We start from the raw sequence: 25,267 nt of genomic DNA on the forward strand, positions 1-25,267 counted from the left end.
TTAAGTATGCGGAGATTAATCATTTTATTCTTCCTTCTGGTAAGCTTTAGTTTTCCTTTAAGTCCCGAGGAGGAAAAACAGCTTCTCAGGGATATAGCGGAAATTAAGGCTACTCTCAGGGCCTTTATGAGGGAAACGGACAAACGCTTTGAACAGGTGGATAAAAGATTTGAACAGGTGGACAGGCGAATTTCCGCACTCAGGGAAGATATGAATAATAGGTTTGAACTAATGAATAAACGCTTTGACCAGCTCTATACATTCCTATGGATAATAACGGGAATATTTACAACATTAACCGCAAGCGTTATAGCCTTTGCATGGTGGGATAGAAAAACGATAATAAGGAAAGCTAAAGAAGAGACCTTTGAGGAAATGGAGAGGGAGTTAAGGCCTGAAAAGCTTAAACAACTCATTAATACCCTGAGGGAGAAGGCAAAAACCGACAAAGAGCTTGAGGCTATTCTGAAGAAATACGGACTTTTATGATTAAAACTCTATCTCCTGATAGTTCAAAACCTCCTTTATAAGCTCTTTTTTCTTCATCTTTATTGCATTAGCTCCAAATAGCAAAACTCCGAGGGTAAGGAGGAGCTTATCGTCAATTAAGAAGCCTTCCCTGTTCCTCTGGAGGATATTTATAACCGCGTTTACCTCCCTCCTTACGTTTGAGGTTGGTCTTTCGGAACGCAGTCTATCCCTCAGGAGGATATCAAGCATATACCTCCTCAGAACCACCTCGCTCCCGAAGTGTTCCAGAAGCTTCTCAATTAGCTCCTCAACGGGTGAGCCTATTTCGGGCGGAGTTATATCCTCGTAGTAGAGAACTCTTTTCAGTAGATTTGCCCTGATGTGTCCCACTCCCTTTATGCCCCCCAGGGAAGCGTAATCAAGGGTGAGCCCGTACTTAATTGCCTGTGTGACTTTTAGCATGTCCTTAGGCGTGAGTTCAAGGTCCCCTATCTCCCTAATCTCAAGCATGCTTCTGAGGAGGTGAAGGACATCCGTTCCGAGGTAGGAAAACTCACCGGGGGGATTCTGAATGTTCCTGTACTTGAATGTTAAACCTTCTATGTAAAAGAGAAACTGGTGGGTGTTATCCCCGAAGCACTCCACTCCGCAGGGAAGGAGCTTTTCCCTGATATAGGCGTCGTCCTCGGGAAAGGTTTCCCCCTTTTTCACGAAGTCGTAAAGTCCGTCAAAACGTTTCGTGAAGAGTAGAGGCCTTATATAAACGAAGGTATCAAGCCGGAGCTTTTTCCTCCTGAGAAACTCCTCGTAATTCACGGGGGGCATGCCCGAACGTATGCAAAAGAGGGCTTTGTCCGAGAGTTTCCTGTTTTCTATGTATCCCCTTGCCTTGAGCCAGTTGTAAACCTCCTCTATGTGAACCGAGTAAGCAAGCTCCCTCAAGGAGTAGGTTCTCTCAAGGAAGTTTCTGAAGTTCTCTCCCTCGTGAAGGTATCCAACAAGAATGAAAAGTGAGAGAACTTTCTTCCTTTCTTCCGAAAGGAGAGCCTCCCTCAGGTAGGGCTTGAACTCCTCGCTCAGCTTCTTGTTTATCTCCCTTACGAGCTCATCTTCCCTCAGCCCATAGGGGAGGATGTAGGAGTATCCCTTCTCCTTTATTCCGAGTCTTCCCGCCCTTCCTTCCATCTGGAGGATATCAAGGGTTTCGGGGAATACCTTTACCTTTTTCGTTTTCCTGTCTCTCACTCCCTTTACGCCGATTATTACCGTATCCGCGGGAAGGTTTACTCCGTAAGCGAGGGTTGACGTTGCCACAAGAACGGGGAGCTTCCCCTCCCTGAATGCCTTTTCTATCCTGTCCCTTTCCTCTTTGGGAACATCTGCGTTATGAAAGGCAAGCTCCGCTTCTTCCCTTTCCTCCTTTTCAAAGGGTGTGGTCTCGTTCATTATGCCCACTTTTTCTTTGTTTGCAATCTCAAGAATGTTCCATCCCACGCTCTTTTTATGAACGAAGAGTATAACCTGCTCGTCGGGTTTTTTAAGCTCGTAGAGAGCTCCGAGAAGCTTGTTCGCAAGCTTTTCATCGCTTGAGGCATCCTTTGGAAGCTTTGTAAATCCCTCAAAGTCTTTAAGGGGGATAATTTTCCTCTCAAGGGGAACGGGTCTCCAGAGGGATTCTATGAAGAGCTCCGCCTTAATCCATTTCGCAAGCTCCTCCGCCCCTGGCAAGGTTGCGGAAAGCCCCAGAAGCTCGTAATCCCCGTCAAGTATGTAGGTTATTATCTCCTCAAGTATCCAGCCCCTGTTTCCCATAAGCTGGTGTATTTCGTCTATGACTATTCCCCTTGCCTCCACAGCCCACGGAATCTTGTTCCTGAGTGCCAGAGCAAGGCTCTCGTAGGTTGAAACGATTATCTCCGCCTTCGTTTCTTTTAGTAACTCTATAACCTCCCCCGTCTTTATCTCAATCTTTTTCCTGAATAGCTTTCTCAGCTCAACCGCCTTCTCGTAAACAAGAGAACGCGTCGGTGCGGTAAATACTTTCCTTCCTTCTTTATCCTTCAAGAAGAGATAAGCGGTGAGGCTTTTTCCCGCGGATGTGGGAGCGGTAACGAGGGCATTTCCCTTCTCGTATGTAAGGTAAAAAAGGGTCTGGATGGGGTTCAGAAGCTCGTAAGGTATGCTTTTGCTTACCTCCTTTGCCTTTATGAGCTCAAGGGTCTTCGGTTTCCCGCTTACGCTTTTGTAAACGAGTTTCCCAGAAGGGGGATTTAGCTTAAACTCCGAGTTTTCAAGAACTATGTAATGCTTCATCAGAGCTTACTTCTTTGAGCTCGCTCCTCTCCCATACTCCTGTTTCCTTATTTATTACGTAAAGCTTTGACTGAAGGTCTATAAGCTTGTCAATTCCCTTTCTCGCAAGGTCAAGAAGCTGGATTAGCTGTTCCCTCGTGAAGGTGTGCTCTTCTCCCATTGAGTGAACTTCCGAGAAGTTCCCCGTTCCCGTTCCGACGACGTTCATATCAACCTGAGCCTTTGAGTCCTCTTCAAAGTTAAGGTCAAGGAGTATGCGGTCCTCAACTATGCCGACGCTTACCGCCGCAACGAAGTCCTTTATAGGCGTCTCTTCAAGAATACCTTCTTTGTGGAGCTTTATTATTGCATCCGCAACTGCAACAAATGCTCCCGTTATAGCTGCGGTTCTCGTTCCCCCGTCCGCCTGAATAACGTCGCAATCAACCCATATAGTTCTCTCACCAAGTTTCTTAAGGTCAACCGCGGTTCTCATAGCCCTTCCTATCATCCTCTGTATCTCGTGGGTCCTCCCTCCTATCCTTCCCTGAACGGACTCCCTTATACTCCTCTGCTGTGTTGCCCTCGGAAGCATGGAATATTCCGCGGTAATCCATCCCTGCCCCTGACCTTTCAGCCAGTTAGGAACGTTCTCTATTACCGAGGCTGTGCATATCACCTTGGTCCTTCCGAAGCTTATAAGACAGGAGCCCTCGGGATACTCAAGAAAGTCCCTTACAATCTTAACGGGTCTGAGCTGGTCCTCTCTTCTTCCGTCGCTACGCATAGAATGAAATTATCTCACACTTCTTTCACAAGCTCCCTTATTACCTTGTTCACAACCTGAGGGTTTGCCTTCCCTCTCGTTTCCCTCATTACCTGTCCGACGAAGAATCCGATGAGCTTTTCTTCTCCATTTTTAAGCCTTTCAACCTCTTTGGGGTGCTTTTCAAAGATTTTTTTCACAATCTCTTTTATGGCGTTCTCATCGGTTATCTGCTTTAAGCCTTTTTCCTCAACTATCTGCGATGGGGATTTGCCCGTATCAACCATCTCCTTTATCACTTCCTTACCTATCTTTGTTGATATCACCTTTTCCTTTATGAGTTTTACGAGCTCCGCAAGTTGCTGAGGCTTTACGGGACTTTCCTCTATGGTTATTCCCTTCTCCCTCAGGAGTCCGAGAAGGTCGTTTATGAGCCAGTTTACTATGCCCTTCGGTTCGTTGTAATGCTTCACCGCCTCCTCAAAGAAGTCCCCAACCTCCTTATGGTTTACGAGAATACCCGCCTCGTACTCGGAAAGCCCGTATTGTTCTATGAGTCTTTTGAACCTCTGGTCAGGAAGCTCGGGCATGTTCTTTCTTATCTCCTCAATCCACTCCCTGCTCACCTTAAGGGGAAGGAGGTCGGGGTCGGGGAAGTATCTGTAGTCTTCCGCCTCCTCCTTCGTTCTCATTGTGTAGGTTTTGCCCGTCTGGGGGTCAAAGGTTCTCGTCTCCTGAACTACCTCTCCGCCCTCCTCAACCACCTTTATCTGTCTTTCTATTTCATACTCAAGGGCTTTCTGGATGAACCTGAAGGAGTTCACGTTCTTTATCTCAACCCTGGTCCCGAACTTATCGGAGCCTTTCGGTCTTATTGAGACGTTTATATCGCACCTAAGCTGTCCTTTTTCCATATCAGCCTTTGATACACCCGCATACCTCATTATGTTTCTCAATTTTTCAAGGAATATCCTCGCCTCCTCAGGCGTTCTTATGTCGGGCTCCGTCACTATCTCCATGAGGGGTGTTCCCGCCCTGTTGAGGTCAACGTAGCTCTTATCACCTTTATGAATGGTCTTCCCCGCGTCTTCCTCTATGTGAAGCCGTCTTATCCTTATCCTTTTCTTACTCCCGTCGGGAAGGTCTATCTCAACCCATCCGTTAGTTGCGAGGGGCTTTTCATACTGGGATATCTGATAACCTTTTGGGAGGTCGGGGTAAAAGTAGTTCTTCCTTTCAAATACCGATTCCTCGTGAACTTCGCAGTTAAGGGCGAGGGATGCCCTTATCGCATACTCAACAGCCTTTTTATTCAAAACGGGAAGCGCTCCGGGCATTCCGAGGCATACGGGACAGACATTCGTATTGGGCTCCGCCCCGAACTCAACCTTACAACCGCAGAACATCTTCGTTTTTGTATCCATCTGGACGTGTATCTCAAGACCTATAACAGCCTCATACTTTTCGTTCATAACTCATATTTTATAATTCTCTCAAGCTCGTTCAGATAAAAATCTACCGAGAAGTCGTAAACAACCTTACCAGCAAGAATCCTGAAACCGAGAAGTCCCTTAACGTATCTCACCTCGCAGAGGGGGATTAACCTCCTCACCCTTCTCACGATTTCATTCCTTAGGCCCTCGTATATCTCCTCACCCACCTCAAGGGTCGCACACCTCAGGTTGATATCCTTAAATCTCTTTTCCTCAAAAGCGAGGAGCGAAAAAACTATATCCTGGAGCTCCTTGTTTATCTTCTCCTGTCTTCCTTTATTAATCTTTAGCTGAACTTCTTTTATCCTCTTTGATAGGTTATCCTCTATCCTCTTTCCCGTCCTGAAGCGAACGAGGTTAAGAACAGCGGCGTGCTCGTATGCGAGGAACTGAACGTAAAAAACGAGATAGAGCCCGAGTATGTGCTCTATTATCTCTTCTTCTTTCCCTTCAAAGTTAAGTATTAGTTCTTTTTTATATTTCTTCTTTATAACGGGGGGAATGAATCTGAACAAGCTGATATCGTAATTCCCCGAAACCCCGAGCTCATAGGCCCTGTAAGTGAAGGGCTTTCCCCTCTCGTAGAACTTAACGGGCGTTACCTCAACCTTTTTCTCCTCCTCTTTCACTTCCTCATAAGGATATGCTTTTTCCATTTCCTGAGTTTGGAGCTCTGCCTGAAGGACGTAAACTCCGTCAAGTTCCCTTCTCACGTATCTCTTGAATAGCTCGGAGCTCAAGCTTATAAGCTTCTCGGTATTAACCTTTCTCTTGAAAACTCCCTCAACGAAGTGAATTCTTTTAAAGTTATTGAGCTTAAAGCTTCTGCATTTAGAACCAACGGCGTAAACTTCCCAGTCCCTCGGAACTTCCCTCAGGGCCTTATCTATTAACCTTGAACACAGGGAACGGGTAAAGGAGATATCCGAAAGAAAGAGTATGAGGGCAACCTTCTTTTCCTTTCTGGGCCTGAAAAGGGGGTGATGGGGATAGAGGGTAAAGAGGTGCTCAAGAACTTCCTTTAATCTGGTGTAAAAGGGAACCTTTGGTAGAACCTCCCCCCTCAGTCTCCTGAACCTGTTTGATGAGAGTATGCTTATTACGTGGAAGGCTTCCCTTAAAAGCTCGTAATTTCTCTTTTTACGTAAATACTCCCTCACAACCTTTAATTATCTCAAGGAACTTCCTTATCGCCCTCCCCCTGTGGGATATCCTGTCCTTCTCCTCAGGAGTTAGTTCCCCAAAGGTTTTATCGTAACCTTCCGGTATGAACACGGGGTCGTATCCGAACCCCTTTTCCCCCCTTGGCTCTTCCGAAATCCTTCCCCTCACCTCTCCCTCAACGAAGAAGCCCCTATCGCCTCCGTAAAAGAAGAGAACCACAACGAACTTCGCACTTCTCTCCTTTTTTCCTTTAAGGAGTCTAAGGAGCTTCCTTATGTTCGCCTCATCCTTTGTGGTTTTTACTTCTTCTTTACCTCCGAAATCAATTGAGTAGAACCTGCTTGAGTAAATACCGGGGTAAGGGCTTATAGCGTCCGCTATGAGTCCCGAATCGTCAGCAAGGGTAGGTATTCCGTATCGCTCAAAGTAGGCCTTCGCCTTCAGGCATGCGTTCTCAAGGAATGTCTCCCCTCTCTCCTCAACTTCAATCTTCTCTTTTGGTTCAACAACTTCAAAACCGAGGGGTTCAAGAATCCTCCTGAACTCCTCAATCTTTCCCTTATTCGTTGAGGCTATTAAAATCCTCATGATGTAAACAGTCTCTTAATCTTTTCAAAAAAGCTTATTTCCTTTTCTTCCCCTTTAACCTCTTCAGCCTTCACGGGAAGGGGCTTTTTCTCCTCCATTATGAAGACGTCTATGTAGTCGTCAAGGAGTATGAATCTGTCGCAGGCTTTTCTCAGGTTGTAGGAGCTCGTTTTCTTAAAGGTTGCATTCTCAACCCTCTTTCCGAGGCTCTGAACCGCCTCAACCGTATGTATAAAGTCGCTGTCCCCGCTTACGAGAACCGCTGTATCGTAAGCGTTTAAGAATGCAAGGGATAGCATATCCGTTGCAAGCATTATATCAACTTCCTTCTCAAGGTATTCACCGCTCGGGAGTTTCCTCAGATTTGCGGTCTTCACCTTTATTCCCATAAAGGAAAGCTCGTCAAGGAATCGTCTCTGTCTCATCAGGCTGTCCCACTCGGGTGTTCCCTTCTTCACGTCCTTTTCCTGGGGTACAGCGGTATAGAAGTAAGCCCTTACGAGGTATCTCCCCTCCCTTAAAAACTCAACGAGCTTTGAGTAATCAATCTTTATATTCAGGTATCTTATCCCGTGGAATAGGTTTGAGCCGTCTATGAATATCATTAATCTCTCGTTCATACATAAAAATTCTAAAGGTTATTTAAGGGGAAAGAAAGGTTACAGCCTGAACCTTAAAAATGCGGCAAGACCATCAACCTTTTTCTGAAGTTCTTTGTCTATTATCACCTCAACGGTTGCCTTCTGGTCCAGTGCCTCCTCAAGGGCTTCATCCACAACGTCGCTTATGGGAACCGCTTCCTCGTCGGGGAGGGGACACTCGGGCTTTAGAAATGCGAGGTGGCTCTTTGGACACAGGTATCCGGGCTTTTCAAAGTCCTCGGGAAGTATGAGCGTTCTCACGTTCCCTATTGCAAGCATCTCAAGAACCTTAGAAGTACCGTTTACCGCAAGACCTCTTCCTATAAGTTCGTTAAGCTCCGCGATTACTTCCTTTTCCTGTTCCCTGTCCTTTTTCCAGAGGAGGTCAAGAACCTTTTCCCAAACCTGGTGGGGCTTTATCTCTTCGGGGGTTGCCTCTATGTATCCGACGAGCCTCTCCTTCAGATAAGGGTGAAGGAAGTTCTCTATCTCCCTCAGGCCCTCTTCTATGAACCCGCCTATTACGAGCTTGTCAAAGTAAACCCTCTTCCACTCCTCAAAGAGTGCGCCAGAGGCAAGCTTAAGTATTCTGTGCCACTCTTCCCTCAACCTTGAGTGAAACCTCCACTCTCCCATTCCGTGCTGAACGACGTTAGGAGCTGCTCCCCTTGCGGGCATTCTGTACTGGAACGTTCCCTCCGCACCCTTTAGGAGCGCTCCACCGCTGTGAAATCTGTGAGCCCTCGTAGTCATGGGCTCAAGAAAGTCAAGCTTCTCCTCTATTCCCGTTATATCCATGAGGAAGTATCTTATGTGCTTCCTGTCAACAAGAAGAACCGCAACCCTTCCGAACTCCTCATCTATCGCGGCAATCTCCCTAACAAGGGGGTCGGGTGAAAACATCAGCCTGTTTCTGTAAACGTAGGGAAGCTTTACATATTCAAAAAGTCCCTTCGCAGCACAGGAGAAAACCGCTATACCCCTGCAGTTCTCAAGGTTCTTAGGCTCCGATAAGAAATCCTGAATTCTTTTAACATCTTCCCTGAGGGATGCCACAACGTCCTTATCTCCCGCTCTTTTGAGCTCTTCTTCCTTCTTCTTTACAAGGTCCTTATAAGTTAAGAGATACTTGTTATCCTGCCTGTCTTCGGGCATTAACCTGAGGTAAAGGGTCGTAACGTAATACTTGTCGGGTCTGAAGGACGCAAGTCTCTCCAGCGTTTCGCGTAGATTAGCCATCCACCTCCTCCTTATAAAGGTTAACTATTTATATTTTAGAGGGAAAGAAAGGAGAAGATTAGCTTACTTTCTGAAGGAGCTCCTCGGGCATCTCAAAGTTTGCTATTACCTGCTGAACATCGTCAAGCTCCTCAAGCGCGTTAAGGAGCTTTAAAACCTTCTGAGCGGTCTCCTCGTCGGTTATCTGAACGGTGGAAATGGGTTTCCAGGTTATCTGTGCCTTCTCAACGGGAACACCCATCTTCTCAAGCTTCTCCTTAACCTCGTATAGCTCCTCTGGGGATGTGTAAACTATGTGAACCTCCTCGCCAGGCTGGACGTCTTCGGCTCCCGCTTCTATAGCCTTTTCTAAGAGTTCATCTTCAGATATATCCTTTGCGGGAACTTCTATATATCCTTTCCTCTCAAAGAGGTAAGACACGCATCCCGATGAACCCAGGTTTCCCCCGTGCTTCGTGAAAACGTGCCTTATCTCGGAGGTCGTTCTGTTTCTGTTGTCCGTTGTAGCCATAACCATAACCGCAACACCGCCTGGTGCGTATCCCTCGTATATAACCTCTTCAAACTGCTCACCCTCAATCTCTCCAGCACCCTTCTTTATAGCCCTCTCTATGTTTTCCCAGGGCATGTTCGCCTTTTTAGCCTGTTCTATAGCGGTTCTCAACCGGGGGTTAAACTCGGGATTCGGACCTCCCAGTCTTGTGGCTACTATAATTTCCCTTATGAGTTTGCTGAAGAGCTTACCCCTCTGTGCATCTACCTTAGCCTTCTTGTGCTTAATCTGTGCCCAGTGACTGTGCCCTGCCATACTATATAAATATAAAAAATGTTAGAATATAAGTATGCTCAAAGAAGGTGATAAGGTTCCGAACTTCTGCCTTCCCGGAGTAGACGAAGAAGGAAAGGAAAGGGAGATATGCCTTGAAGAATTCAAGGGAAAGAGATTAATTATCTACTTTTATCCCAAGGACAACACTCCTGGATGCACACAGGAAGCCTGCGATTTCAGGGATAACTTAAACCTCCTGAAGGAGATGGGATACGTAGTTATGGGAATAAGTCCAGACAGCGTAAACTCCCATAAAAAGTTTAAGGAAAAGTACGGACTTAACTTTATACTCCTTTCTGATAAAGATAAAAGGGTTGCGGAAATATTCGGAGCTTATGGGGAGAAAAAGGCCTACGGAAAGGTTACGAAAGGAATTATACGCTCAACCTTCGTTATAGACGAAGAGGGTAAAATAATAAAGGCATGGCGAAACGTAAAGGCAAAGGGGCACGTAGCGAAGGTGATAGAAACCTTGAAGAGCTTAGAAGAAAAGCGGTAGAGATAGTAAAAAGGCTTGAGAAGGTTTACCCGAATCCCAAATTAGAGCTTGAGTTTGAAAATCCCTTCCAGCTCCTTGTTATGGCTATACTTGCGGCACAGGAAAGCGACAAGGTTGTCAATAAAGTAAGCAAGGAGTTTTTTAAGAAGTACAAAAAGCCCGAGGATATAGCAAATGCCTCCCTTGAGGAGCTTGAGAAGGACATAAAAAGCATAAACTTCTACAGGAGAAAGGCAAAACTGATAAAGGAGTGCTGTCAGAAACTCATTGAACTTTACAAGGGCGAGATACCGAAGGACATTGAGAGTTTAACTAAACTTCCTGGAGTGGGGAGGAAAACTGCAAACATGGTGATAGGTGGAGCCTTTGGCCTTCCCGCCATAATCGTCGATAGACACGTCCACAGGGTTGTCGAGAGAATAAGCCTGAGCAAGCAGAAAAATCCCGATAAGATGGAAAAGGAGCTCATGGAAATAGTTCCGAAGGAGTTATGGACCAAGTTCTCCCTTCTCCTTCTCAACCACGGAAAGAGTATATGCAAAGCCAAAAAGCCCGAATGCGAGAAATGTGTTATAAAAGATTTATGCGGGTATTATAAGAAATCCTGCGGCTAAATATAAAAATACATTACGTTCTCTTTACTTTAAACTTCTCCTGTTAAATCCTTCCTAATCCCATGCGGTTTTAATTATAAATTCAAGGTCGTCGTATTTCGGTTTCCAGTTAAGCTTACTCCTAATCTTTTTACTTAACTCCACTAAAATAGGCAGGTCTACTTACCTTCTGGGTGCTTCCTCAACTCTAAAGTCTCTTTCCGTTACTTTTTTGACTGTATCTATAACTTCAAGAACCGAAAAACCGTATCCGTATCCACAGTTAAATACTTCGCTTGTTCCGCCGTCCATAAGATATTCAAGGGCTAAAATATGTGCTTCTACCAAGTCCATAACATGAATGTAGTCTCTAATGCAGGTTCCATCAGGTGTTGGATAATTTGTTCCGTGTAAATAAAACCTAAAATCAGGATTTAAAATAGCTTTCAATATGGAGGGTATTAAATGCGTTTCGGGATTATGAGCTTCTCCTAAACTTCCATCCGGAGAAGCTCCCGCCACATTAAAATATCTGAGAGAGACAAAGTGAAAATCTTTCCCAGAATTCTTAATATCTCTTAATATCCTTTCAACAGTAGCTTTTGTTTCTCCGTACGGATTTATCGGATTTAAGCTTTCTTCTTCAGAAACAGGAACTTTAGCAGGTATTCCGTAAACCGCTGCAGATGAGGAAAATATAAACTTGTTTACATTAAACTTTTCCATAATTTCTAATAAATTTATTGTATTTATTACATTATTTCTGTAGTATTTTAGTGGATTTTTAACACTTTCGGGAACAACAATACTGGCAGCGAAATGAATTACTGCATCTGGTCTGAATTCCTTGAAAACTTTTCTCAACGTCTCTTTATCACAAAGGTCAGCCACTATCAATTTCCCGTAAAGAACAGCCCAATCATGTCCTGTAGAAAGATTGTCATAAACTAAAACCTCATAACCTTTTTCTCCCAGGAGTTTTACGGTATGCGACCCTATATATCCTGCTCCGCCTGTAACAAGAATTTTCATTGCAAACTCCTTAAAATATATTTAGGAATCAGTATTTTTGCGATTTTAGGAACTTTAAATTTAACAAGTCTACCGTAAAACCAGGTGTAGAATATTGCAAAGATAATACATGTAGAAATAAGAGCTAAGGTGTTATCCCAGAACATAACAGCAGGTATGGCACAAATTAATTCAAGGAACCATAAATACGGTGAAGTGAGAGAATTCAATAACCATGATGGTCTGTTTTCGCTGAGTTCTTTTTTAATAATTCTTTTATATATTAAAGAATGTAAATGCTTCACATCCGGTTCTGTAGAAGAATATCCTTGGATAAATATTCTTCTGTAGATAGAAAATAATGTTTCCCACACAGGATAAAACATAAGTGTAAGGGGAAACCAAGCAGATGCTTCAGGATGTCTATTTACCATAAGAACCCCAATCAAACCGCCTAAGAATCCCGTAAGATAAGCTCCACCGTCACCTAAAAATATTCTTCCTTTTGGAAAGTTCCATAAGAAGAAGCCTAGTAGAGCACCGAGATAAGAAATACTTACAGCAAATAGGAGTTCATCGTTTAAAATAAAAGAAACATAAGCGTATGAAGTAAAAATAATTAGTCCTACACCAGAAGCAAGACCGTTAAAACCGTCAATTATATTTATAGCATTCGCAACGCCAGCCAAAGCGAAGGAAGTAAACAATACTGAGACAATAAAGTAATTTTTGAGAAAGTAATCAAATATAGTGAAGTCAACCCTCGTTAAGTAAGCATCAAGTAGAAATACAGATAATATGCCCGAAGCAAAAGCAAATAACAGCCTTAACTTAGCATTTATTTTTTTCATTATATCTTCTAGTAATCCACCTATAAAAACAGGTAAACAAGCTATAATTAGTTTACAAGTATATACTTTGTCTTCAAATAGGAGAAATGCTGAAAAGGAAAAACCTAAAAATATTCCAACTCCTCCTATTCTTACTGCATCCCATGTGTGAAACTTCTGGATTCCATTTTTGTAATCTCTTGCATTTATTAAATTGGATTTAATTACAAGAAAATTAATAACAAAGGATATAAGAAATGAACTCGCAAAAAGTATCATAGCTTTAGCTTAAAAATGAAATCCGGAAGATTTTGCCACAAAACCTTAAAAATTAGCTATTTCAATACTTCCCTATATAAAGTTAAAATTCTATTTCCTATTGAAGTTATTTCAAATTCTTTAAATCTTCTAATAGCATTTTTTGAAAAAGTATGATATAAGTCTTTATTTGATAATATTTTATTAATCGCATTTGCCAAAGCTTTAGGATTTTTATGTGGTACAACAAAACCAGTAATGCCATTTATATTTATATAACTCATACCAGAACCATAAACATCTGTAGTAACAAGAGGTTTTCCGTAGAAGAGGGCCTCTACTAGAACAAGGCCAAAAGCTTCAGAACGTTCAATAGAAGGAAGGCAAAATACATCACAGTTTTTGATAAAAACAGCTGTATTCCTTACTCTGCCTAAAAGAAATACTTTGTTTTCTAAGTGAAGTTTTTTTATTAGATTCTTAAGATTCTTATAAAGAGGTCCATCTCCTACTATTAGTATTACAATATCATTATCTAAATATTTAGATGCTTTTATTAAATATTCAAAACCTTTATAATAAACTAATCTTCCTATTGAAAGTACTATTTTCTTACCTCTTAATTTACTTTGTAGCCCGAGCCATTTTTTATCTAATTCTTCTGAATTTAACCTATTTGTACTTAATCCTAATGGTATAATAATAACTTTTTCTTTAAAATTCTCTATTTGAGTTGAAGTTTCAAAGTATTGGGGGGATGTACATATTATTTTTTTTGCTTTTCTTAACATAAGTTGCTGAATAGGTTTATAAAATATATAAGATATCTTTTGTCTTACAATATCAGAATGCCAATGAATTATAATATTTTTTGATGTAAATAAAGCGACCATTTCAGCTAAAGGATTTGGACTATGCACATGAATAATATCATATTTTTTTTCTATTTGCTTGAAAGTTTTAATAAAATCCAAAGACAAAGGTGCAGAGTTCAGTTTTATATTCATCTTTGATTCAAAATATTCAAAAGATCTATATTCCTTTTTAGCAGTTTCATTACCAAAACATAACAGATCCGCTTTTACTCCTTTTTTATTTAGATATTCTAGTAGATCATAAGAAAAAAGCTCTATTCCTCCTTCCCTTGGAGGGCATAGTTTACCAAGGTGTAGTACCTTCATGCTTTGCCTCTTAATATGTTATGAAAATATTCTATAAATTCTTCAATTATTTTCTCCTTTTGAAAAAGTTGGAGCCTTTTTTTTGCAATATTAAGAAGTTTTAGTCTAAACTCATTATCTGTCATGGCTTTATATATCTTATCTGATATATCTTTAGGGTCATACGGATTAAAGCATGCTATTTCATCTGTTAAAATTTCTCTTAACACAGGAATATTTGAAGTTATTACAGGACAGTTCAAAGCAGCTGCTTCTAAAGGTGGTAATCCAAAGCCTTCAAATAAAGAAGGAAAAACAAAAAGTTTCGCATACTGATAAAGATTTATGAGCTCGTCATCTGAAGGGGATAAAATTTCTACTATAAACTCCTTTAGGTTAAGCGTCATTATAAGTTTATCAACCTCATCTTCCAAAATTCTCTCCTTGGAGCCTGCTATAACAAGTTTTGCGTTTACTAAATGTTTTATTTTGTTAAACGCTAATATAAGGTTTGTTAAGTTTTTGTGTTTTTTGCGATTTCCCACAAACAGTATATAATCACCTTCTATAATAGGTTTTTGTATTTTACTTTTTTGATGAAATTTATCATCTACGAACTCGTAGATTACTTTGATTTTGTTTTGATGAGCTTTGAAGACATTCTGAAGTTCAAATTTAACATGGTTTGATATGGTAATTACTCCTTTTGAATACTTTAGAGCTCTTTTTATATAGACTCTAAATATTTCTTTTTTAAGAGTGCTTCTATCCCAAAACTGCGTAAAAGGTCTCAAATCATGAATAGTTGTAATTGTGTTTGATGGTATGTATAAAGGTAGATTTATATGAGGGTAAAAGAACAAATCTACCTTTTTTTCTAACGCCTTTAATATTTTTGATTGGTTAAAAAATCCTTTTATAGAAAATTTTTCATAATCTACAAAAATAGGCTCTATATTGGTGGTTACATCTTTAAAATCTTTTTCAAAGTCATCTTCTAGCCTTTTAGGCACACACGTATAAATCTTTATCCCCCTTTTTGCAAACTCTTTTACCAAGGATTCGTAGTACCTGCCTATTCCAGAGCCTTTGTAAAATAGTCCATCTATATATATGTACATTTGTTACTACAACTTACTTATTAGTAGTATTCATATTCAATTTTTTTGCTTTGCTAATAAGATAAATTATAGAAACAACATATATAAACTGCCACAATGTAGGGTTAGTAATGTCTGGATATGAAAGAATTTGACATAATATTACTGAAGGAATAAGAAAAAAATATTCAAATTTTTCTTTTTTTAGTGATGTATATGTGTTCTTAAGAAGTTGTATAATGAAAATGGTAAAGAATAATGTACCTAAGATACCAACTTGGGATATTAGATATGTAATCAAAGATGATGGTCTATTACTTCCCAATCCGACACCCATCCCATAGGTTTTTAAAAACAGTTCTATAGCAAAAAGATCTGAAGATAATCTATTTTTAAATGATACGCTTTCATACTTTTCTATTAGAAATATACGTATTAAATGAAAAAGGGTATCTATACCTATGTAGACCTGTATTATTATAAGCACAAAACATATTACTAATACTATTAGCAATATCATCGAGAAAAAAATTCTATAGTTAAATACTAAGAACATACTTCTTAATCTTATTACTTTAGTATTCATGATGAAGATAGAAATGATAATAGTCCCGATATAAGCTGTTGTACTTGCAGAAAGGATAATAAGGAAAATACTTAGTACTGAAAATATGAAGTTTTTAAAAGTGAATTTTCGTAAAGTTTTATAAGTATATAGCGAATACATTCCAACCAAGAATGGAGCAAACATGCTGGGTTCTAGGTATGTTCCCTGTATTCTTACAATATTTGGAATTGAGTAGCTGTATTTTTGTTCCCTTTGTAATATATTGTAAAAAATTTGTGTTAGATCGAATGTACCAATGTATGTAGATAAAAGCTGTGATATAGAGATTACTACCGAGAAAACAAAAAGTATATCCATTATTTTTTCTATAGTTAGAATATCTCCTTTTTTCCATCGTAAAGTAAAAATATATACCAGTGAAAGATAATAAAAGATGATATATGTTGGAAGAGCAATATTATACAATGAAAAGCGCAGAGGAGACGGTCCAAATATTGCTGAGTAATCTATTCCTAACCATGGCGGAAAAACAGGATAATCTTGGAATATAAACGGAGCTTCTAACGAATAAATGAATGAAAATACTACGAATACAAAACCTGGTGTCAAAATTTTCTTACCGCTTTTTGATATGGTAAACTTAAAAGATTTGTATAGCAAAAATAATAAGAATTTTATGGAGATTACAATTGTTAGAAACTTGTATACTTGCATTGAATACTTTATGCTTGGTATATTTAGTACTCCTGTGACTTGGAAACTAAGAGAAACAATAAGGAAATATACTAGGAATTTTGAGTGTTTGAAGAAAAAAAACACAAGAAAAATAACAAATACTCCAACATAAGTTATTTCCATCTTAGTGAACTAACCGTCATAATCTAAAAACTTGTTTGCGATTCGCTTTTATGTAACACTTATTGTAAGATCAATTAGTATTATTAATAGTTAAAGCTATCTGGACTAAATCCAAGCAGCAAGAAAACAGGAAAAATAAACAGAATAGATGAAACTAAAACAAACGTAAATGAAACCAATAACACTCTTAACTTTACATTTACATCTTCAATGCGAGTATTCCAACTTACTTCACTTATCTCTCTCATTTCATATCTTTAACGCTATTATATAATTCTTCCCACTGTTTTAACCATCCTTCATAATCTAAAAACTTCTGAGCACTTTGTTTTATAATTTCGGCTTTATTCTTCCAATCCGAAATCTCGCTTTCAAACTTTAACAATTTTTCCTCTAAATCCCCTTCCTTATAAGGGTCAAAAAGCATACCATTTACTCCCTCAATAATCATTTCAGGTATACCGCCTATGTTGCTTCCAATTACAGGAATTCCAAAAGCAAAAGATTCTATAATTACTCCAGGTAAGTTTTCATACCAAATACTTGGAACAATAGTAACATCTACTTTCTCAAAAAAGTCTTTAGGTTTTACTTTTCCCATAAAAATAATTGAATCATCTTTGTATTTTGATTTTAGATATTCTTCATAATCCTGTTTGCCAGTGCCAGCTACAAATAACTTATAGTTTGGTTTTTTAATCTTATGATAGGCTCTCAATAAAACCTCTACTCCTTTATTTGGTGCCAGTGTACCTATAAAACCAAAATTTATATACCTTGGATCTGTCTTTCTTTCAACAATGACACTACTCAGTTTCCTCCTAGAGTTATATATTACCTTTTTAATTGGTACATCTTTAAAATATCCATAGCTTAACAATTTGTTGAGAATAAAATTACTCACTCCAACAACAGCTTTGAGTTTGTTAGATTTTGATTTATAAGGAAGTCTCATTAGCTTACAAGTTAAACATTGTTTCTTACATACAACATTATTTTTGAACATATTAGTCGGACATAGGAGGTACAAATCATGAAGAACTTGTATAGCTGGCACATTGGATTCACTTACAGCATCCCATATAGAACAAGACCAACCTTGAGTATTATGAATTGATATAATATCAGGTTTAAAATCTCTAATCTGTTTAAGTACAATTTTCTTAGATATATGATTATAAATATCTAAAATATGCCATAGCCTTCTCTTTAAAAATGGTTGTCTAATTTCCCCGTATGGTAAATAAACATTAGGAATCTTTGCTCTATAAACAGGGATTCCATCTATAATCTCTTCTCCATCATCTTTATCCCAAAAACTCAAAACCCTTACTTTATGACCTAAATCACGAACACCTTCCACTAAATTTTTTAAAGTAATTTCAGTTCCTCCCCCTATAAGTGGTGTATAAAGAACATTTATATATAAAATCCTCATAATAAGTACCTATATTATTTAACTTTAACTGGTAAAATATAAAAATTATAATAAAATTTTACTAAGAAAAAAGATGTTACACTAATAAAACATATAGAAAATGTACTTGCAATAGATGCTCCCACTAAACCAAATCTTGGTATTAGCATCATATTTAACACTATATTTATCAAAGTAGCTATTAATATTATATTTTGTACTATTTTTTGTTTCCCTGTCATTTGTAAAATGTATCCAACACTCCCACTAATAGCTTTTACAAACTGCCCTATTGCTAAAAACACTAAAGCTGGTGCACCTTTTTTAAACTCTTCTCCAAATAATCCCATAAACCATTCTGGAATTAAAAGATAAAGAATAAGTATAGGTGTGGAAGACAAAAAAATAAGTTTTGTAGACTGCTGCGCTACCCTTTTAAGACCTTCGATATCTCTTCTCGCCCAAAGCTCTGCAAACTTTGGAGCAGCAATTGAGTTTATAGACGCAAGTGTGAAACTTGTTAGCATTGATAACCTAACTGCTACATTATAAACCCCCACTTCCTCTTCCGTCCTCCAAATTCCTAACATTATTGTATCTGCCCAGAAAAGCATTATAAAGAAAGAATTTGATATAAACATAGGAAAGGCCACAGAAAGCACATACTTTGTTGATATATCTTCTTTATCGTTGTTTAAACATTTAAAATTCCTTATTAAAACTATAAAACTAAAAAACAAAGCAAAGGTTAAACCTAAAATATATGCCAATACTATGTATTTCGTATTGTAAAAACTAAACAAGCATATTGCCGTTCCAGATATCACTAGAGCAGTGAGATTGGGAAATAAGTTTTGAAGGAAAATATATTCCTTTATTTTCTTAAAAGCTCTTATGCTTTCCGTATTTATATAAAGCAAGTTAAGAATAGGTATGGCAAATGCAACAAGTCTTATATAGGATTGAAGGTAATCCTTATTAAATATATTTTCAGAAAGATAAGATGAAAGAAAATACAATACTAAAAAAAGTAAAATAGATATAAATAATACTATTTTTATAGTTAATAAATAAAGCCATTTTAATGTACCCCCTAAATTTTTTGTATTATACTCTGAAATAAATTTCAAAAGAGCTATATCAAACCCTAGTCTTCCAAAAGAAGATACTATATGAAGTATTGTAAGGTTTAACGTAAATATTCCCCATGTGCTTGTGCCCATAGTTCTTGTTATAAGAAGCATAAAGGTATAAGTTAAGAGGAATCCCAAAATCCTTAATATAAAGAAAATTATACTTCCTTTTAGAAGTTCTTTGAAGTGAATATCACCTTCGAACTTATCTCTCAGTTTTTCAATGACATGAATATTTATCATTTCACATATACTATTCCCTTATTTCCAAATCTTTTATTTTACACATCGCTTCTGACTTTTCAAGCCCTAATTTTTTGGCTTTATAATACTTCGCTCAAATTAATCTTTAATGCTGATTTTCAATGGCTTTAGCTCATCTATCAGAACAAGTTCCTTTTTCTTTTGCCATGCAAGCTTTCTGTAAAGTTCTACCCTTATTTTTTGAACCTCTTCGTAGTTGGGGATTTTAAGCATAAAAGGTTGGAGGTATCTAAGTGCAGTTTTCGCCTGGGCAAAGAATACCCTCCTTATCGTTTTACTCTTTCCGTTTTTGTAGAAGATTTTTACAATCATGTAATACCTAGGGTTTCCTTGGTCTGCGGTAGGGAGGTTGTGGGGGATTCCTACGTTGACTATATTAAGCTTTTCATCCTGGAGGAATATCTTTATGTCCTTCGGTTTAGCTTTTCCTGCCGGGAATGTGTGGTCGTGAAGGGCTTTCCTCGTGTGGAAGAGGAAGAAGGGGAATTTATCCATTATCCAGGTGTAATCAACAACCTTCATATGACACTGCTGGCACGTTATCTTCACCCGTGCGGCCTTCCACTCCTTATAAGTCTTCTGGTGGCATCCGGCACATATCTCGGATTTTGTGTAGTTCTTGTCTTCCGTTGAGGGGTGTGGTGGGGACCATACTTTATAAGGTCCGTGCATTGATTTCGTTTCCTCTTTGAAATGGCAAGCTATACAGTTTACGCCTTCGTGTCTTCTCTCAACCCTTAAAAGGGGTTTTTTCATGGGGTCAACCTGGTGGGGTGCGTGGCAGGAAAGACACTTGAGCTTTGTATAGTTCTCTGTCTCTTCCTTGAATTGTTCGCTTATCCAGGCGTGGTAATGCCTGCTCTCTTTCCAGGCTTCGTATATCCTTGCGTGGCAGTCGGAACACCTCTTTGAGGGTGGTCTCTGGAGTAAATCCTCCTCAAGGAATATCTCGTTCAGCCTTTCACATCCGAGCGTAAAAAGAAGAATTAAGAAAAGAAAAAGCTTCATTTACCGAGTGCGGATTTTATCTTAGCAGGTATGAGGTGAACGTTATGACAGGTGTAGCAGGTTACGGTTACCTTTGAGAGGTTTTTCTTTATTTCATTTGGATTAGGTTTCTCCGCGTTAAAGAGGTTCTCAAGGGCTGACAGAGCTTTGTCGTAATCCTTTCCCGTTATGACTTCTATTTCCGCTTCTTTTGTGTGGCACTTTGAACAGGTCTCCTTAAGTGCCCTTGCCCTTTCCACGAAGTTTATTCCGTGTTCCTGTGCTGAGGTAATGTTCCCCTGAGAAAGGTATATATTCGTAACCTTCAGAGAGTTTGTGAGCTTTTTCATAAAGTCCCCGAGCTTCATCTCGGTAAACTCAATGGGGTCCTCCACCTTAACCTCTTCAAAGTTCGGGAAGTGGTAGTAAATCTTTACCGCTATCTCATTATCCTGGTGGCATTTTGCACAGGTTTTCCCAAGCTCCCGCGAGGCCTTTATTACTCTATCAACATTCCTTGATTCAACCGCTTTGAGATAGTTGTCCGCCTTCTTAAAGTCAAAGTAATCTTTCCACTCGGGAACCATCTCGGAGGTCTTCTTATAGGTTTCAACAAGCTTTTTAGCCCACTCAACCGCTTTTTCCCAGTTTTCGTCGTTAATGTTCAGCTGGACCGCGTAAAAGGCCGTGCTCATTGTATGCATATTGCTCAAGAACTCAAACTTTTCGGAGTGTGGAGGATAATACTTCTTCAGACTTTCGGGAGGTTTCTTGAGAACAACTTCTCCCTTTCCCTCGCCGTGAGAGAAGGCAAAAAGTGAAAGTCCAAAAATCATGAGCGAAATTTTTCTCATCTTTGCCCCTCCATAACTGGTTTTACACCAACTCCGTAAATGTATACCATCTTCCCCCCTATATTTCCCTGATAAACGATTATTGCTGAAGTTATGAGAGAAACGAGCAGAACTATCAGGTTAAGAGCCTTTACGTTTCTGTAGGAGGACATAAGCTTAAGGATTGCGAGAATAGTTACGAGAACGGCAACTATAAAACCAATTGTTTCATGAGTTTCAAGAAGTGAGTAAGCGTGGGTGTTTTTTATAAAATCCTCTACAATTTCTTCCTGCTTGTGTCCCGTAAACCACGCAGCCCATCCGAAGGGAACAGCAAGAAGGAAGTTAAGCAATGAGGCGTTTGAGAAGATATCCTTTCTTGTTATGAAGTGGAGAAGCTCAAAAAAGGCTCCCGAAATTGAGAGCGCTATAACAAAGTGAACCATAGGCGGGTGAAGGTTAAACATTTCATATTCCTCCCTTTTATTAAATATATGCAAGTAGTATTATTTATTAAAGTAATGTTAGAAGGAGAACTGAAAAGGATAAAAGAAGAAACTAATGAATTAAAAAAATTGCTCCTATTTATTGCGTGGTTGAATAAGAAACTTAAGGAAAAAGGAACAGAAACTTTTCCCATTCTAGTAGGTGGTAGTGCTGTTGAGCTGTATACCTTTGGACATTATGTATCTGGAGATATAGATTTAGTGGCACAAAATAGAGACGAAATAAGAAGTATCCTATTATCAACAGGATTATTCAAGGAAATAGGAAGAATATTTATTTCCGAGGATTTGGGACTATTTGTTGATATACCTGACAATGTGTTAGCAGGAAGTTACGAAAAAGTCAGAACAATTAAAATCCCTGAACTTGAAGCTGAAATAAAAGTTATAGGAATTGAAGATTTGATAATAGATAGATTAAATGCATGTATATTCTGGAGAAGCCAGGGTGATTGTGAAATTGCAAAATATTTATTTGAGAAATACAAAGAGGAATTAGATTTGGAATATCTGCTTAAAAGAGCAAGAAAAGAAAATTTGCCTTTGAGGAAAATAGATTTTTTAAAGGAGTTAGAAAATGAAAAAGGAGATTACCTTGAACCTTGAAAAGATAGAGAAGGAATACAATAAAGTGAAAATTGAGAGATTTAAAAAGGGATATCCCCTAAGATTTAAAAGAACAAGACCAAGAGAAAAGTTTAAAAGTGATGCTTTAATAGAATTTCTTCTAAAAATTACACCACCTGCTAAGGATATACTATCCGGAAAAGCTTTTTCTGAACTCTTTAAAAAATCAGATTGAAAAATGGAGAGGAATGCAATATAATAAATTTTCTGTAGGGCCCGTAGCTCAGCTGGATAGAGCAGGGGATTTCTAATCCCCAGGTCGGGGGTTCGAGTCCCTCCGGGCCCACCACTTATCTGATTCGGACAAGAACTTCCCTTCCTTCAAACTCAATACCTTTAAGTATAATTTCGTAATTTTTAAGGTTCTTCAGGTGTTTCTCCTTTGTAATTAAGTAATCTCCTTTTGAGAACTTTTCCTTTTTTGGGATGCATTTGTAAAGGTATGCGACGATTGCGGAGTTCTCGTGTTTGTAAAAGTAAAGGTTCTTTGGATTTGTTTCTTTCAGGTATTCCACAGCTTTGGGCGTGAAGCGTTTTGACTCGTAGTAATTTGCTCCAAAAAGCAGGAGCGAGAAGAGTATTAAGGCTACCGCATAAACCTTTTTCAGGTAGTTCTTTGTTATGTAATTTCCGAAGATTACCGAAAGGGGAGGATAGGAAAAGAGTATGTAGTGGTGGAGCTTGTTCTTTGAAAGCGAGTAAAATATAACGACTGCGAAAAACCACAACAGAAAAAAATTTAGCCTTCTATCATAATTTTTAATTATTTTCGGAATTAATGGAATGAATAAAAGGGAGCTAAATAGGATTATGAGGGGATAAAAGTAAAAGGGCATGGGGTGGAGTTCATACTTTCCAGTGAACCTGTATAGATTCTCGTAAATGAAGAACTTAAAAAAGTAGCTCCATCCGTACAGATAAATCATAAGGAAATACCAGGAAAATCCCACAACCAGGAAGAGAATAATACCTTTCAGTTCTATAAAACTGAGGTTTCTTTTCCAGAGGAGGTATATAAATAGGGGAAGAAGTCCCACGGGTCCCTTTGTGAGAAAGGCAAAAGCTAAAGAAAGCCAGGCAAGGGTAAACCGCTCTTTCATTAGCAGGTATAAACCAAGTGTTGAAAAGAACACAAGGGTAAACTCGGGGACGTATGCCCTTGATTCTATCCAGGTGTGTATAAGGAGTGTAAAGGATAGGGCTGAGAAAAGGGCTTTTTCCTTTGTTAAGAACTCCTTTGAAAAAAGGTAAACGAGAAAGGCGGTGAGGGTGGCGGACAATCCCGAAACGAGCCTTGCGGAAAACTCGGAAGCTCCAAATACGAGAAAGGATAAAGCTCCGAGCCAGTAAAGAAGGGGAGGCTTTTCAAACCTCGGGCTACAGTTGTATTCGGGAATTACGAAGTTTCCCGTTTTGAGCATATGAAGGGTAGCGTAAAAGTTCCTACCTTCATCAAGGGATGTGAGGGATAAAATCCAGTTTCCGAAGATAAAAAAAAGGAAAGAGGAAAGGAGTATATAAAGGTAAGCTTTCTTTTCTGAGGAATGCATTTTCAAAATTTTACTTTAAGGAGAAAAATCAGGAGTGCGGTGAGGGTATGGAGTCCTACTGTGGTGAAGCCGGTGGGGAGGTCCATAAGGTAGGACAGGATTACCGCGGAGCTGTTTATTATGGAGCCGTATATCCAGGCGAAGATAAGTCCTTTATTTAGAATTGTGCTCACAAGAGGGGGTGCGAGCAGTAAGGAGAAAACGACGAGAACGCCGACGAGCTTTACGGAACTGCTTACGGTTATACCGAAAAGCAGGTAAAAGATAAGGTTTTCTAATTGAGAATTCCTGAATATGTAAAAAGTAATCCCTATAATTGTGTAAAGAATGGCGGAAAACAGGAGTTCCTTCTCGCTTATGAAGAGTATATCGGAAGCTATAAGGTTCATAAACTCTTCCCTTCCCGAGGGATTTTTTGAGAGGAGTATAACTATCCAGGAAGCTCCCGCTGCGTAGAGAATCCCTATGAATGCTTCCTGAAGTTTCCTTTTTCTTTCTGAAAGGTATATAAGAAAGGAGGCGATAAGGGAGAATAAAAGGGAAAAGAGCCACGATATTTCGTGAAAGTTGAGGAGCAGGGATAGGGCTATGCCGAGGGCTGCCCACTGGGCTATCGCTATGTCCGCAAATATAATTCCTTTCCTTATAACTCTGAAACCGAGGTAGGAGTGAATACCGAGAAGTATAAGGGAGAGAAGAAGAGCCTTTAAAAGAACGTCTATTATCTGCATTTCTGGAACTCTCCCGTTATGGTTTCAAATAGCTTGAATATATCGTATCCGTCGTGGGGAAGAACGAGAACTACCGCTCCCGTTCTTGAAGCTAAGAACCTTGCGGTTTTCTTCTCGTGGTAGGTATCCTGGAGAATGCACTTTACGTTCTCCTTCTTCATCTTCTCAAGGAGCTTATTTATATGTCTGGGGTTGGGAGGTATCCCGGGAAGGGGTTCTATTGTTCCCACAAGAATTAATCCGTATCTAAGGAGGAAGTAGTCGTAAAGGTGGTGGTATGCAATCACTTTCTTTCCCCTGAGGGGCTTCATCTTTTCGTTCCACTCCTTTAACTTTATCTCCCAACGGGATAGGAACTCCTCAAGGTTCTTGCGGTAGGCGTTGCAGTTATCCGTGTCAAGCTCGCAGAGTTTCATCGTTATTGCTTTTGCGAGTTTGGGTATATTCATAGGGTCAAGGTGGTAGTGGGGATTACCTTCGGGGTGTATGTCTCCGAGTGCCCTTGATACCTGCCTTGGTTTCTGAATGAGTTCTACAAATTGGGATAGGTCTAAAAATCCGGGGCTTCCGGGCTGGATACGGGGGTTTGCGGACTGGTCAAGGAGGGGAGGAAGAAAACCTATCTCAAGGGAAGCCCCGTTTATAACGAGAAGGTCAGCCCTTCTGAGATGAACTATGTGAGAGGGTTTGGGAACTACAAAGTGGGGGTCTTCGTTGGGTTTTGCTATTACGTAAACACTTACGTTATCCTTTCCGATTTCCCTTACAAGGCTTCCTATCCAGGGATAGGTGGCTACAACTTTTATTTGAGCAAAGCTAAAAACGATAAAGGTCAAAAGGAAGAAAAGAGCCATCATTT

General features: G+C 39.4%; 25 protein-coding genes and 1 tRNA gene. 6 read left to right on the forward strand and 20 right to left on the reverse strand.

The window, feature by feature from the left end:
- The first annotated feature begins 6 nt into the window (after positions 1 to 6).
- Complete coding sequence (locus ACYQZ0_RS04615) at positions 7 to 489, forward strand: hypothetical protein (protein ID WP_459775428.1); 483 nt, start codon at positions 7 to 9, stop codon at positions 487 to 489.
- On the opposite strand, the gene ACYQZ0_RS04620 is transcribed toward ACYQZ0_RS04615, so the two are convergent.
- The 8 genes from ACYQZ0_RS04620 to ACYQZ0_RS04655 are packed head-to-tail and all read right to left on the reverse strand — an operon-like array spanning position 490 to position 9,462.
- On the reverse strand, positions 490 to 2,784 hold the full coding sequence (locus ACYQZ0_RS04620) for a DEAD/DEAH box helicase (protein WP_459775429.1): 2,295 nt from the start codon (positions 2,782 to 2,784) through the stop codon (positions 490 to 492).
- On the reverse strand, positions 2,762 to 3,550 hold the full coding sequence (rph, locus tag ACYQZ0_RS04625) for a ribonuclease PH (protein WP_459775430.1): 789 nt from the start codon (positions 3,548 to 3,550) through the stop codon (positions 2,762 to 2,764). The genes ACYQZ0_RS04620 and rph overlap by 23 nt, the downstream gene beginning before the upstream one ends.
- Positions 3,551 to 3,564: 14 nt before the next feature.
- Positions 3,565 to 5,001, reverse strand: a complete 1,437-nt coding sequence (gatB, locus tag ACYQZ0_RS04630; protein ID WP_459775431.1) for an Asp-tRNA(Asn)/Glu-tRNA(Gln) amidotransferase subunit GatB — start codon at positions 4,999 to 5,001, stop codon at positions 3,565 to 3,567.
- Positions 4,998 to 6,182: a F0F1 ATP synthase subunit gamma gene (locus ACYQZ0_RS04635; RefSeq protein WP_459775432.1), complete on the reverse strand. Its 1,185-nt coding sequence runs from the start codon at positions 6,180 to 6,182 to the stop codon at positions 4,998 to 5,000. Before ACYQZ0_RS04635 ends, gatB begins: the two co-directional genes overlap by 4 nt.
- Complete coding sequence (rdgB, locus tag ACYQZ0_RS04640) at positions 6,163 to 6,774, reverse strand: RdgB/HAM1 family non-canonical purine NTP pyrophosphatase (RefSeq protein WP_459775433.1); 612 nt, start codon at positions 6,772 to 6,774, stop codon at positions 6,163 to 6,165. Before rdgB ends, ACYQZ0_RS04635 begins: the two co-directional genes overlap by 20 nt.
- Positions 6,771 to 7,394 carry a LabA-like NYN domain-containing protein gene (locus ACYQZ0_RS04645; protein ID WP_459775434.1) on the reverse strand — a complete coding sequence of 208 codons (624 nt, stop codon included), beginning with the start codon at positions 7,392 to 7,394 and terminating at the stop codon, positions 6,771 to 6,773. Before ACYQZ0_RS04645 ends, rdgB begins: the two co-directional genes overlap by 4 nt.
- Before the next feature lie 39 nt (positions 7,395 to 7,433).
- Positions 7,434 to 8,654 carry a baeRF12 domain-containing protein gene (locus tag ACYQZ0_RS04650; RefSeq protein WP_459775435.1) on the reverse strand — a complete coding sequence of 407 codons (1,221 nt, stop codon included), beginning with the start codon at positions 8,652 to 8,654 and terminating at the stop codon, positions 7,434 to 7,436.
- A 58-nt stretch (positions 8,655 to 8,712) separates the two neighbouring features.
- Positions 8,713 to 9,462: a YebC/PmpR family DNA-binding transcriptional regulator gene (locus ACYQZ0_RS04655; protein WP_459775436.1), complete on the reverse strand. Its 750-nt coding sequence runs from the start codon at positions 9,460 to 9,462 to the stop codon at positions 8,713 to 8,715.
- A 34-nt stretch (positions 9,463 to 9,496) separates the two neighbouring features.
- Here ACYQZ0_RS04655 and bcp point away from each other — a divergent pair, with 34 nt between their 5' ends.
- The gene (bcp, locus tag ACYQZ0_RS04660) at positions 9,497 to 9,982 is read left to right on the forward strand and encodes a thioredoxin-dependent thiol peroxidase (RefSeq protein ID WP_459775437.1); all 486 of its coding nucleotides are present in this window, start codon (positions 9,497 to 9,499) and stop codon (positions 9,980 to 9,982) included.
- On the forward strand, positions 9,907 to 10,596 hold the full coding sequence (nth, locus tag ACYQZ0_RS04665; protein ID WP_459775438.1) for an endonuclease III: 690 nt from the start codon (positions 9,907 to 9,909) through the stop codon (positions 10,594 to 10,596). The genes bcp and nth overlap by 76 nt, the downstream gene beginning before the upstream one ends.
- A 162-nt stretch (positions 10,597 to 10,758) precedes the next feature.
- Here nth and galE read toward each other — a convergent pair whose 3' ends face one another.
- The 9 genes from galE to ACYQZ0_RS04710 form a co-directional block, all read right to left on the reverse strand.
- A complete protein-coding gene (galE, locus tag ACYQZ0_RS04670; RefSeq protein ID WP_459775439.1) occupies positions 10,759 to 11,607 on the reverse strand; it encodes a UDP-glucose 4-epimerase GalE in 849 nt (282 codons plus the stop codon).
- Positions 11,604 to 12,695: an MraY family glycosyltransferase gene (locus ACYQZ0_RS04675; protein ID WP_459775440.1), complete on the reverse strand. Its 1,092-nt coding sequence runs from the start codon at positions 12,693 to 12,695 to the stop codon at positions 11,604 to 11,606. Before ACYQZ0_RS04675 ends, galE begins: the two co-directional genes overlap by 4 nt.
- A 56-nt stretch (positions 12,696 to 12,751) precedes the next feature.
- On the reverse strand, positions 12,752 to 13,855 hold the full coding sequence (locus ACYQZ0_RS04680) for a glycosyltransferase (RefSeq protein ID WP_459775441.1): 1,104 nt from the start codon (positions 13,853 to 13,855) through the stop codon (positions 12,752 to 12,754).
- Positions 13,852 to 14,955 carry a glycosyltransferase family 4 protein gene (locus ACYQZ0_RS04685; RefSeq protein ID WP_459775442.1) on the reverse strand — a complete coding sequence of 368 codons (1,104 nt, stop codon included), beginning with the start codon at positions 14,953 to 14,955 and terminating at the stop codon, positions 13,852 to 13,854. Before ACYQZ0_RS04685 ends, ACYQZ0_RS04680 begins: the two co-directional genes overlap by 4 nt.
- Before the next feature lie 1,649 nt (positions 14,956 to 16,604).
- Positions 16,605 to 17,798, reverse strand: coding sequence for a glycosyltransferase family 4 protein (locus ACYQZ0_RS04690; protein WP_459775443.1), 1,194 nt, complete (start codon positions 17,796 to 17,798; stop codon positions 16,605 to 16,607).
- 14 nt (positions 17,799 to 17,812) lie between these two features.
- Complete coding sequence (locus ACYQZ0_RS04695; RefSeq protein WP_459775444.1) at positions 17,813 to 19,153, reverse strand: flippase; 1,341 nt, start codon at positions 19,151 to 19,153, stop codon at positions 17,813 to 17,815.
- A gap of 99 nt (positions 19,154 to 19,252) precedes the next feature.
- On the reverse strand, positions 19,253 to 20,182 hold the full coding sequence (locus tag ACYQZ0_RS04700) for a multiheme c-type cytochrome (RefSeq protein ID WP_459775445.1): 930 nt from the start codon (positions 20,180 to 20,182) through the stop codon (positions 19,253 to 19,255).
- The gene (locus ACYQZ0_RS04705) at positions 20,179 to 21,015 is read right to left on the reverse strand and encodes a hypothetical protein (protein WP_459775446.1); all 837 of its coding nucleotides are present in this window, start codon (positions 21,013 to 21,015) and stop codon (positions 20,179 to 20,181) included. The genes ACYQZ0_RS04700 and ACYQZ0_RS04705 overlap by 4 nt, the downstream gene beginning before the upstream one ends.
- A complete protein-coding gene (locus tag ACYQZ0_RS04710) occupies positions 21,012 to 21,461 on the reverse strand; it encodes a DUF2231 domain-containing protein (protein ID WP_459775447.1) in 450 nt (149 codons plus the stop codon). Before ACYQZ0_RS04710 ends, ACYQZ0_RS04705 begins: the two co-directional genes overlap by 4 nt.
- A gap of 54 nt (positions 21,462 to 21,515) precedes the next feature.
- Here ACYQZ0_RS04710 and ACYQZ0_RS04715 point away from each other — a divergent pair, with 54 nt between their 5' ends.
- The 3 genes from ACYQZ0_RS04715 (at position 21,516) to ACYQZ0_RS04725 (ending at position 22,416) form a co-directional block, all read left to right on the forward strand.
- On the forward strand, positions 21,516 to 22,106 hold the full coding sequence (locus tag ACYQZ0_RS04715; RefSeq protein ID WP_459775448.1) for a hypothetical protein: 591 nt from the start codon (positions 21,516 to 21,518) through the stop codon (positions 22,104 to 22,106).
- On the forward strand, positions 22,078 to 22,302 hold the full coding sequence (locus tag ACYQZ0_RS04720) for a hypothetical protein (RefSeq protein WP_459775449.1): 225 nt from the start codon (positions 22,078 to 22,080) through the stop codon (positions 22,300 to 22,302). The genes ACYQZ0_RS04715 and ACYQZ0_RS04720 overlap by 29 nt, the downstream gene beginning before the upstream one ends.
- Positions 22,303 to 22,339: 37 nt before the next feature.
- Positions 22,340 to 22,416 (forward strand) — tRNA-Arg (locus tag ACYQZ0_RS04725).
- A 1-nt stretch (position 22,417) separates the two neighbouring features.
- Here ACYQZ0_RS04725 and ACYQZ0_RS04730 read toward each other — a convergent pair.
- Genes ACYQZ0_RS04730 through ACYQZ0_RS04740 form a run of 3 tightly spaced genes read right to left on the reverse strand, consistent with a single transcriptional unit; the run spans position 22,418 to position 25,265 of the window.
- Positions 22,418 to 23,677 carry an ArnT family glycosyltransferase gene (locus ACYQZ0_RS04730; protein WP_459775450.1) on the reverse strand — a complete coding sequence of 420 codons (1,260 nt, stop codon included), beginning with the start codon at positions 23,675 to 23,677 and terminating at the stop codon, positions 22,418 to 22,420.
- 2 nt (positions 23,678 to 23,679) lie between these two features.
- Positions 23,680 to 24,408 (reverse strand): metal ABC transporter permease, encoded by a 729-nt coding sequence (locus ACYQZ0_RS04735; protein ID WP_459775451.1) that lies wholly within the window; start codon positions 24,406 to 24,408, stop codon positions 23,680 to 23,682.
- Complete coding sequence (locus tag ACYQZ0_RS04740) at positions 24,399 to 25,265, reverse strand: metal ABC transporter substrate-binding protein (RefSeq protein ID WP_459775452.1); 867 nt, start codon at positions 25,263 to 25,265, stop codon at positions 24,399 to 24,401. The genes ACYQZ0_RS04735 and ACYQZ0_RS04740 overlap by 10 nt, the downstream gene beginning before the upstream one ends.
- Between the last annotated feature and the right edge of the window lie 2 nt (positions 25,266 to 25,267).

Source organism: Aquifex pyrophilus (assembly GCF_054656935.1).

Bases quoted from the DNA above. Each gene is read 5' to 3' on its own strand.
- rph (WP_459775430.1), bottom strand. From the start codon at position 3,550: ATGCGTAGCGACGGAAGAAGAGAGGACCAGCTCAGACCCGTTAAGATT.
- ACYQZ0_RS04620 (WP_459775429.1), bottom strand. From the start codon at position 2,784: ATGAAGCATTACATAGTTCTTGAAAACTCGGAGTTTAAGCTAAATCCC.
- bcp (WP_459775437.1), top strand. From the start codon at position 9,497: ATGCTCAAAGAAGGTGATAAGGTTCCGAACTTCTGCCTTCCCGGAGTA.
- galE (WP_459775439.1), bottom strand. From the start codon at position 11,607: ATGAAAATTCTTGTTACAGGCGGAGCAGGATATATAGGGTCGCATACC.
- ACYQZ0_RS04645 (WP_459775434.1), bottom strand. From the start codon at position 7,394: ATGAACGAGAGATTAATGATATTCATAGACGGCTCAAACCTATTCCAC.
- ACYQZ0_RS04735 (WP_459775451.1), bottom strand. From the start codon at position 24,408: ATGCAGATAATAGACGTTCTTTTAAAGGCTCTTCTTCTCTCCCTTATA.
- ACYQZ0_RS04740 (WP_459775452.1), bottom strand. From the start codon at position 25,265: ATGATGGCTCTTTTCTTCCTTTTGACCTTTATCGTTTTTAGCTTTGCT.
- ACYQZ0_RS04615 (WP_459775428.1), top strand. From the start codon at position 7: ATGCGGAGATTAATCATTTTATTCTTCCTTCTGGTAAGCTTTAGTTTT.
- ACYQZ0_RS04700 (WP_459775445.1), bottom strand. From the start codon at position 20,182: ATGAAGCTTTTTCTTTTCTTAATTCTTCTTTTTACGCTCGGATGTGAA.
- ACYQZ0_RS04715 (WP_459775448.1), top strand. From the start codon at position 21,516: ATGTTAGAAGGAGAACTGAAAAGGATAAAAGAAGAAACTAATGAATTA.
- ACYQZ0_RS04705 (WP_459775446.1), bottom strand. From the start codon at position 21,015: ATGAGAAAAATTTCGCTCATGATTTTTGGACTTTCACTTTTTGCCTTC.
- ACYQZ0_RS04710 (WP_459775447.1), bottom strand. From the start codon at position 21,461: ATGTTTAACCTTCACCCGCCTATGGTTCACTTTGTTATAGCGCTCTCA.
- ACYQZ0_RS04650 (WP_459775435.1), bottom strand. From the start codon at position 8,654: ATGGCTAATCTACGCGAAACGCTGGAGAGACTTGCGTCCTTCAGACCC.
- ACYQZ0_RS04690 (WP_459775443.1), bottom strand. From the start codon at position 17,798: ATGAGGATTTTATATATAAATGTTCTTTATACACCACTTATAGGGGGA.
- ACYQZ0_RS04695 (WP_459775444.1), bottom strand. From the start codon at position 19,153: ATGATAAATATTCATGTCATTGAAAAACTGAGAGATAAGTTCGAAGGT.
- gatB (WP_459775431.1), bottom strand. From the start codon at position 5,001: ATGAACGAAAAGTATGAGGCTGTTATAGGTCTTGAGATACACGTCCAG.
- ACYQZ0_RS04655 (WP_459775436.1), bottom strand. From the start codon at position 9,462: ATGGCAGGGCACAGTCACTGGGCACAGATTAAGCACAAGAAGGCTAAG.
- rdgB (WP_459775433.1), bottom strand. From the start codon at position 6,774: ATGAGGATTTTAATAGCCTCAACGAATAAGGGAAAGATTGAGGAGTTC.
- ACYQZ0_RS04680 (WP_459775441.1), bottom strand. From the start codon at position 13,855: ATGAAGGTACTACACCTTGGTAAACTATGCCCTCCAAGGGAAGGAGGA.
- ACYQZ0_RS04675 (WP_459775440.1), bottom strand. From the start codon at position 12,695: ATGATACTTTTTGCGAGTTCATTTCTTATATCCTTTGTTATTAATTTT.
- ACYQZ0_RS04685 (WP_459775442.1), bottom strand. From the start codon at position 14,955: ATGTACATATATATAGATGGACTATTTTACAAAGGCTCTGGAATAGGC.
- ACYQZ0_RS04720 (WP_459775449.1), top strand. From the start codon at position 22,078: ATGAAAAAGGAGATTACCTTGAACCTTGAAAAGATAGAGAAGGAATAC.
- nth (WP_459775438.1), top strand. From the start codon at position 9,907: ATGGCGAAACGTAAAGGCAAAGGGGCACGTAGCGAAGGTGATAGAAAC.
- ACYQZ0_RS04730 (WP_459775450.1), bottom strand. From the start codon at position 23,677: ATGCATTCCTCAGAAAAGAAAGCTTACCTTTATATACTCCTTTCCTCT.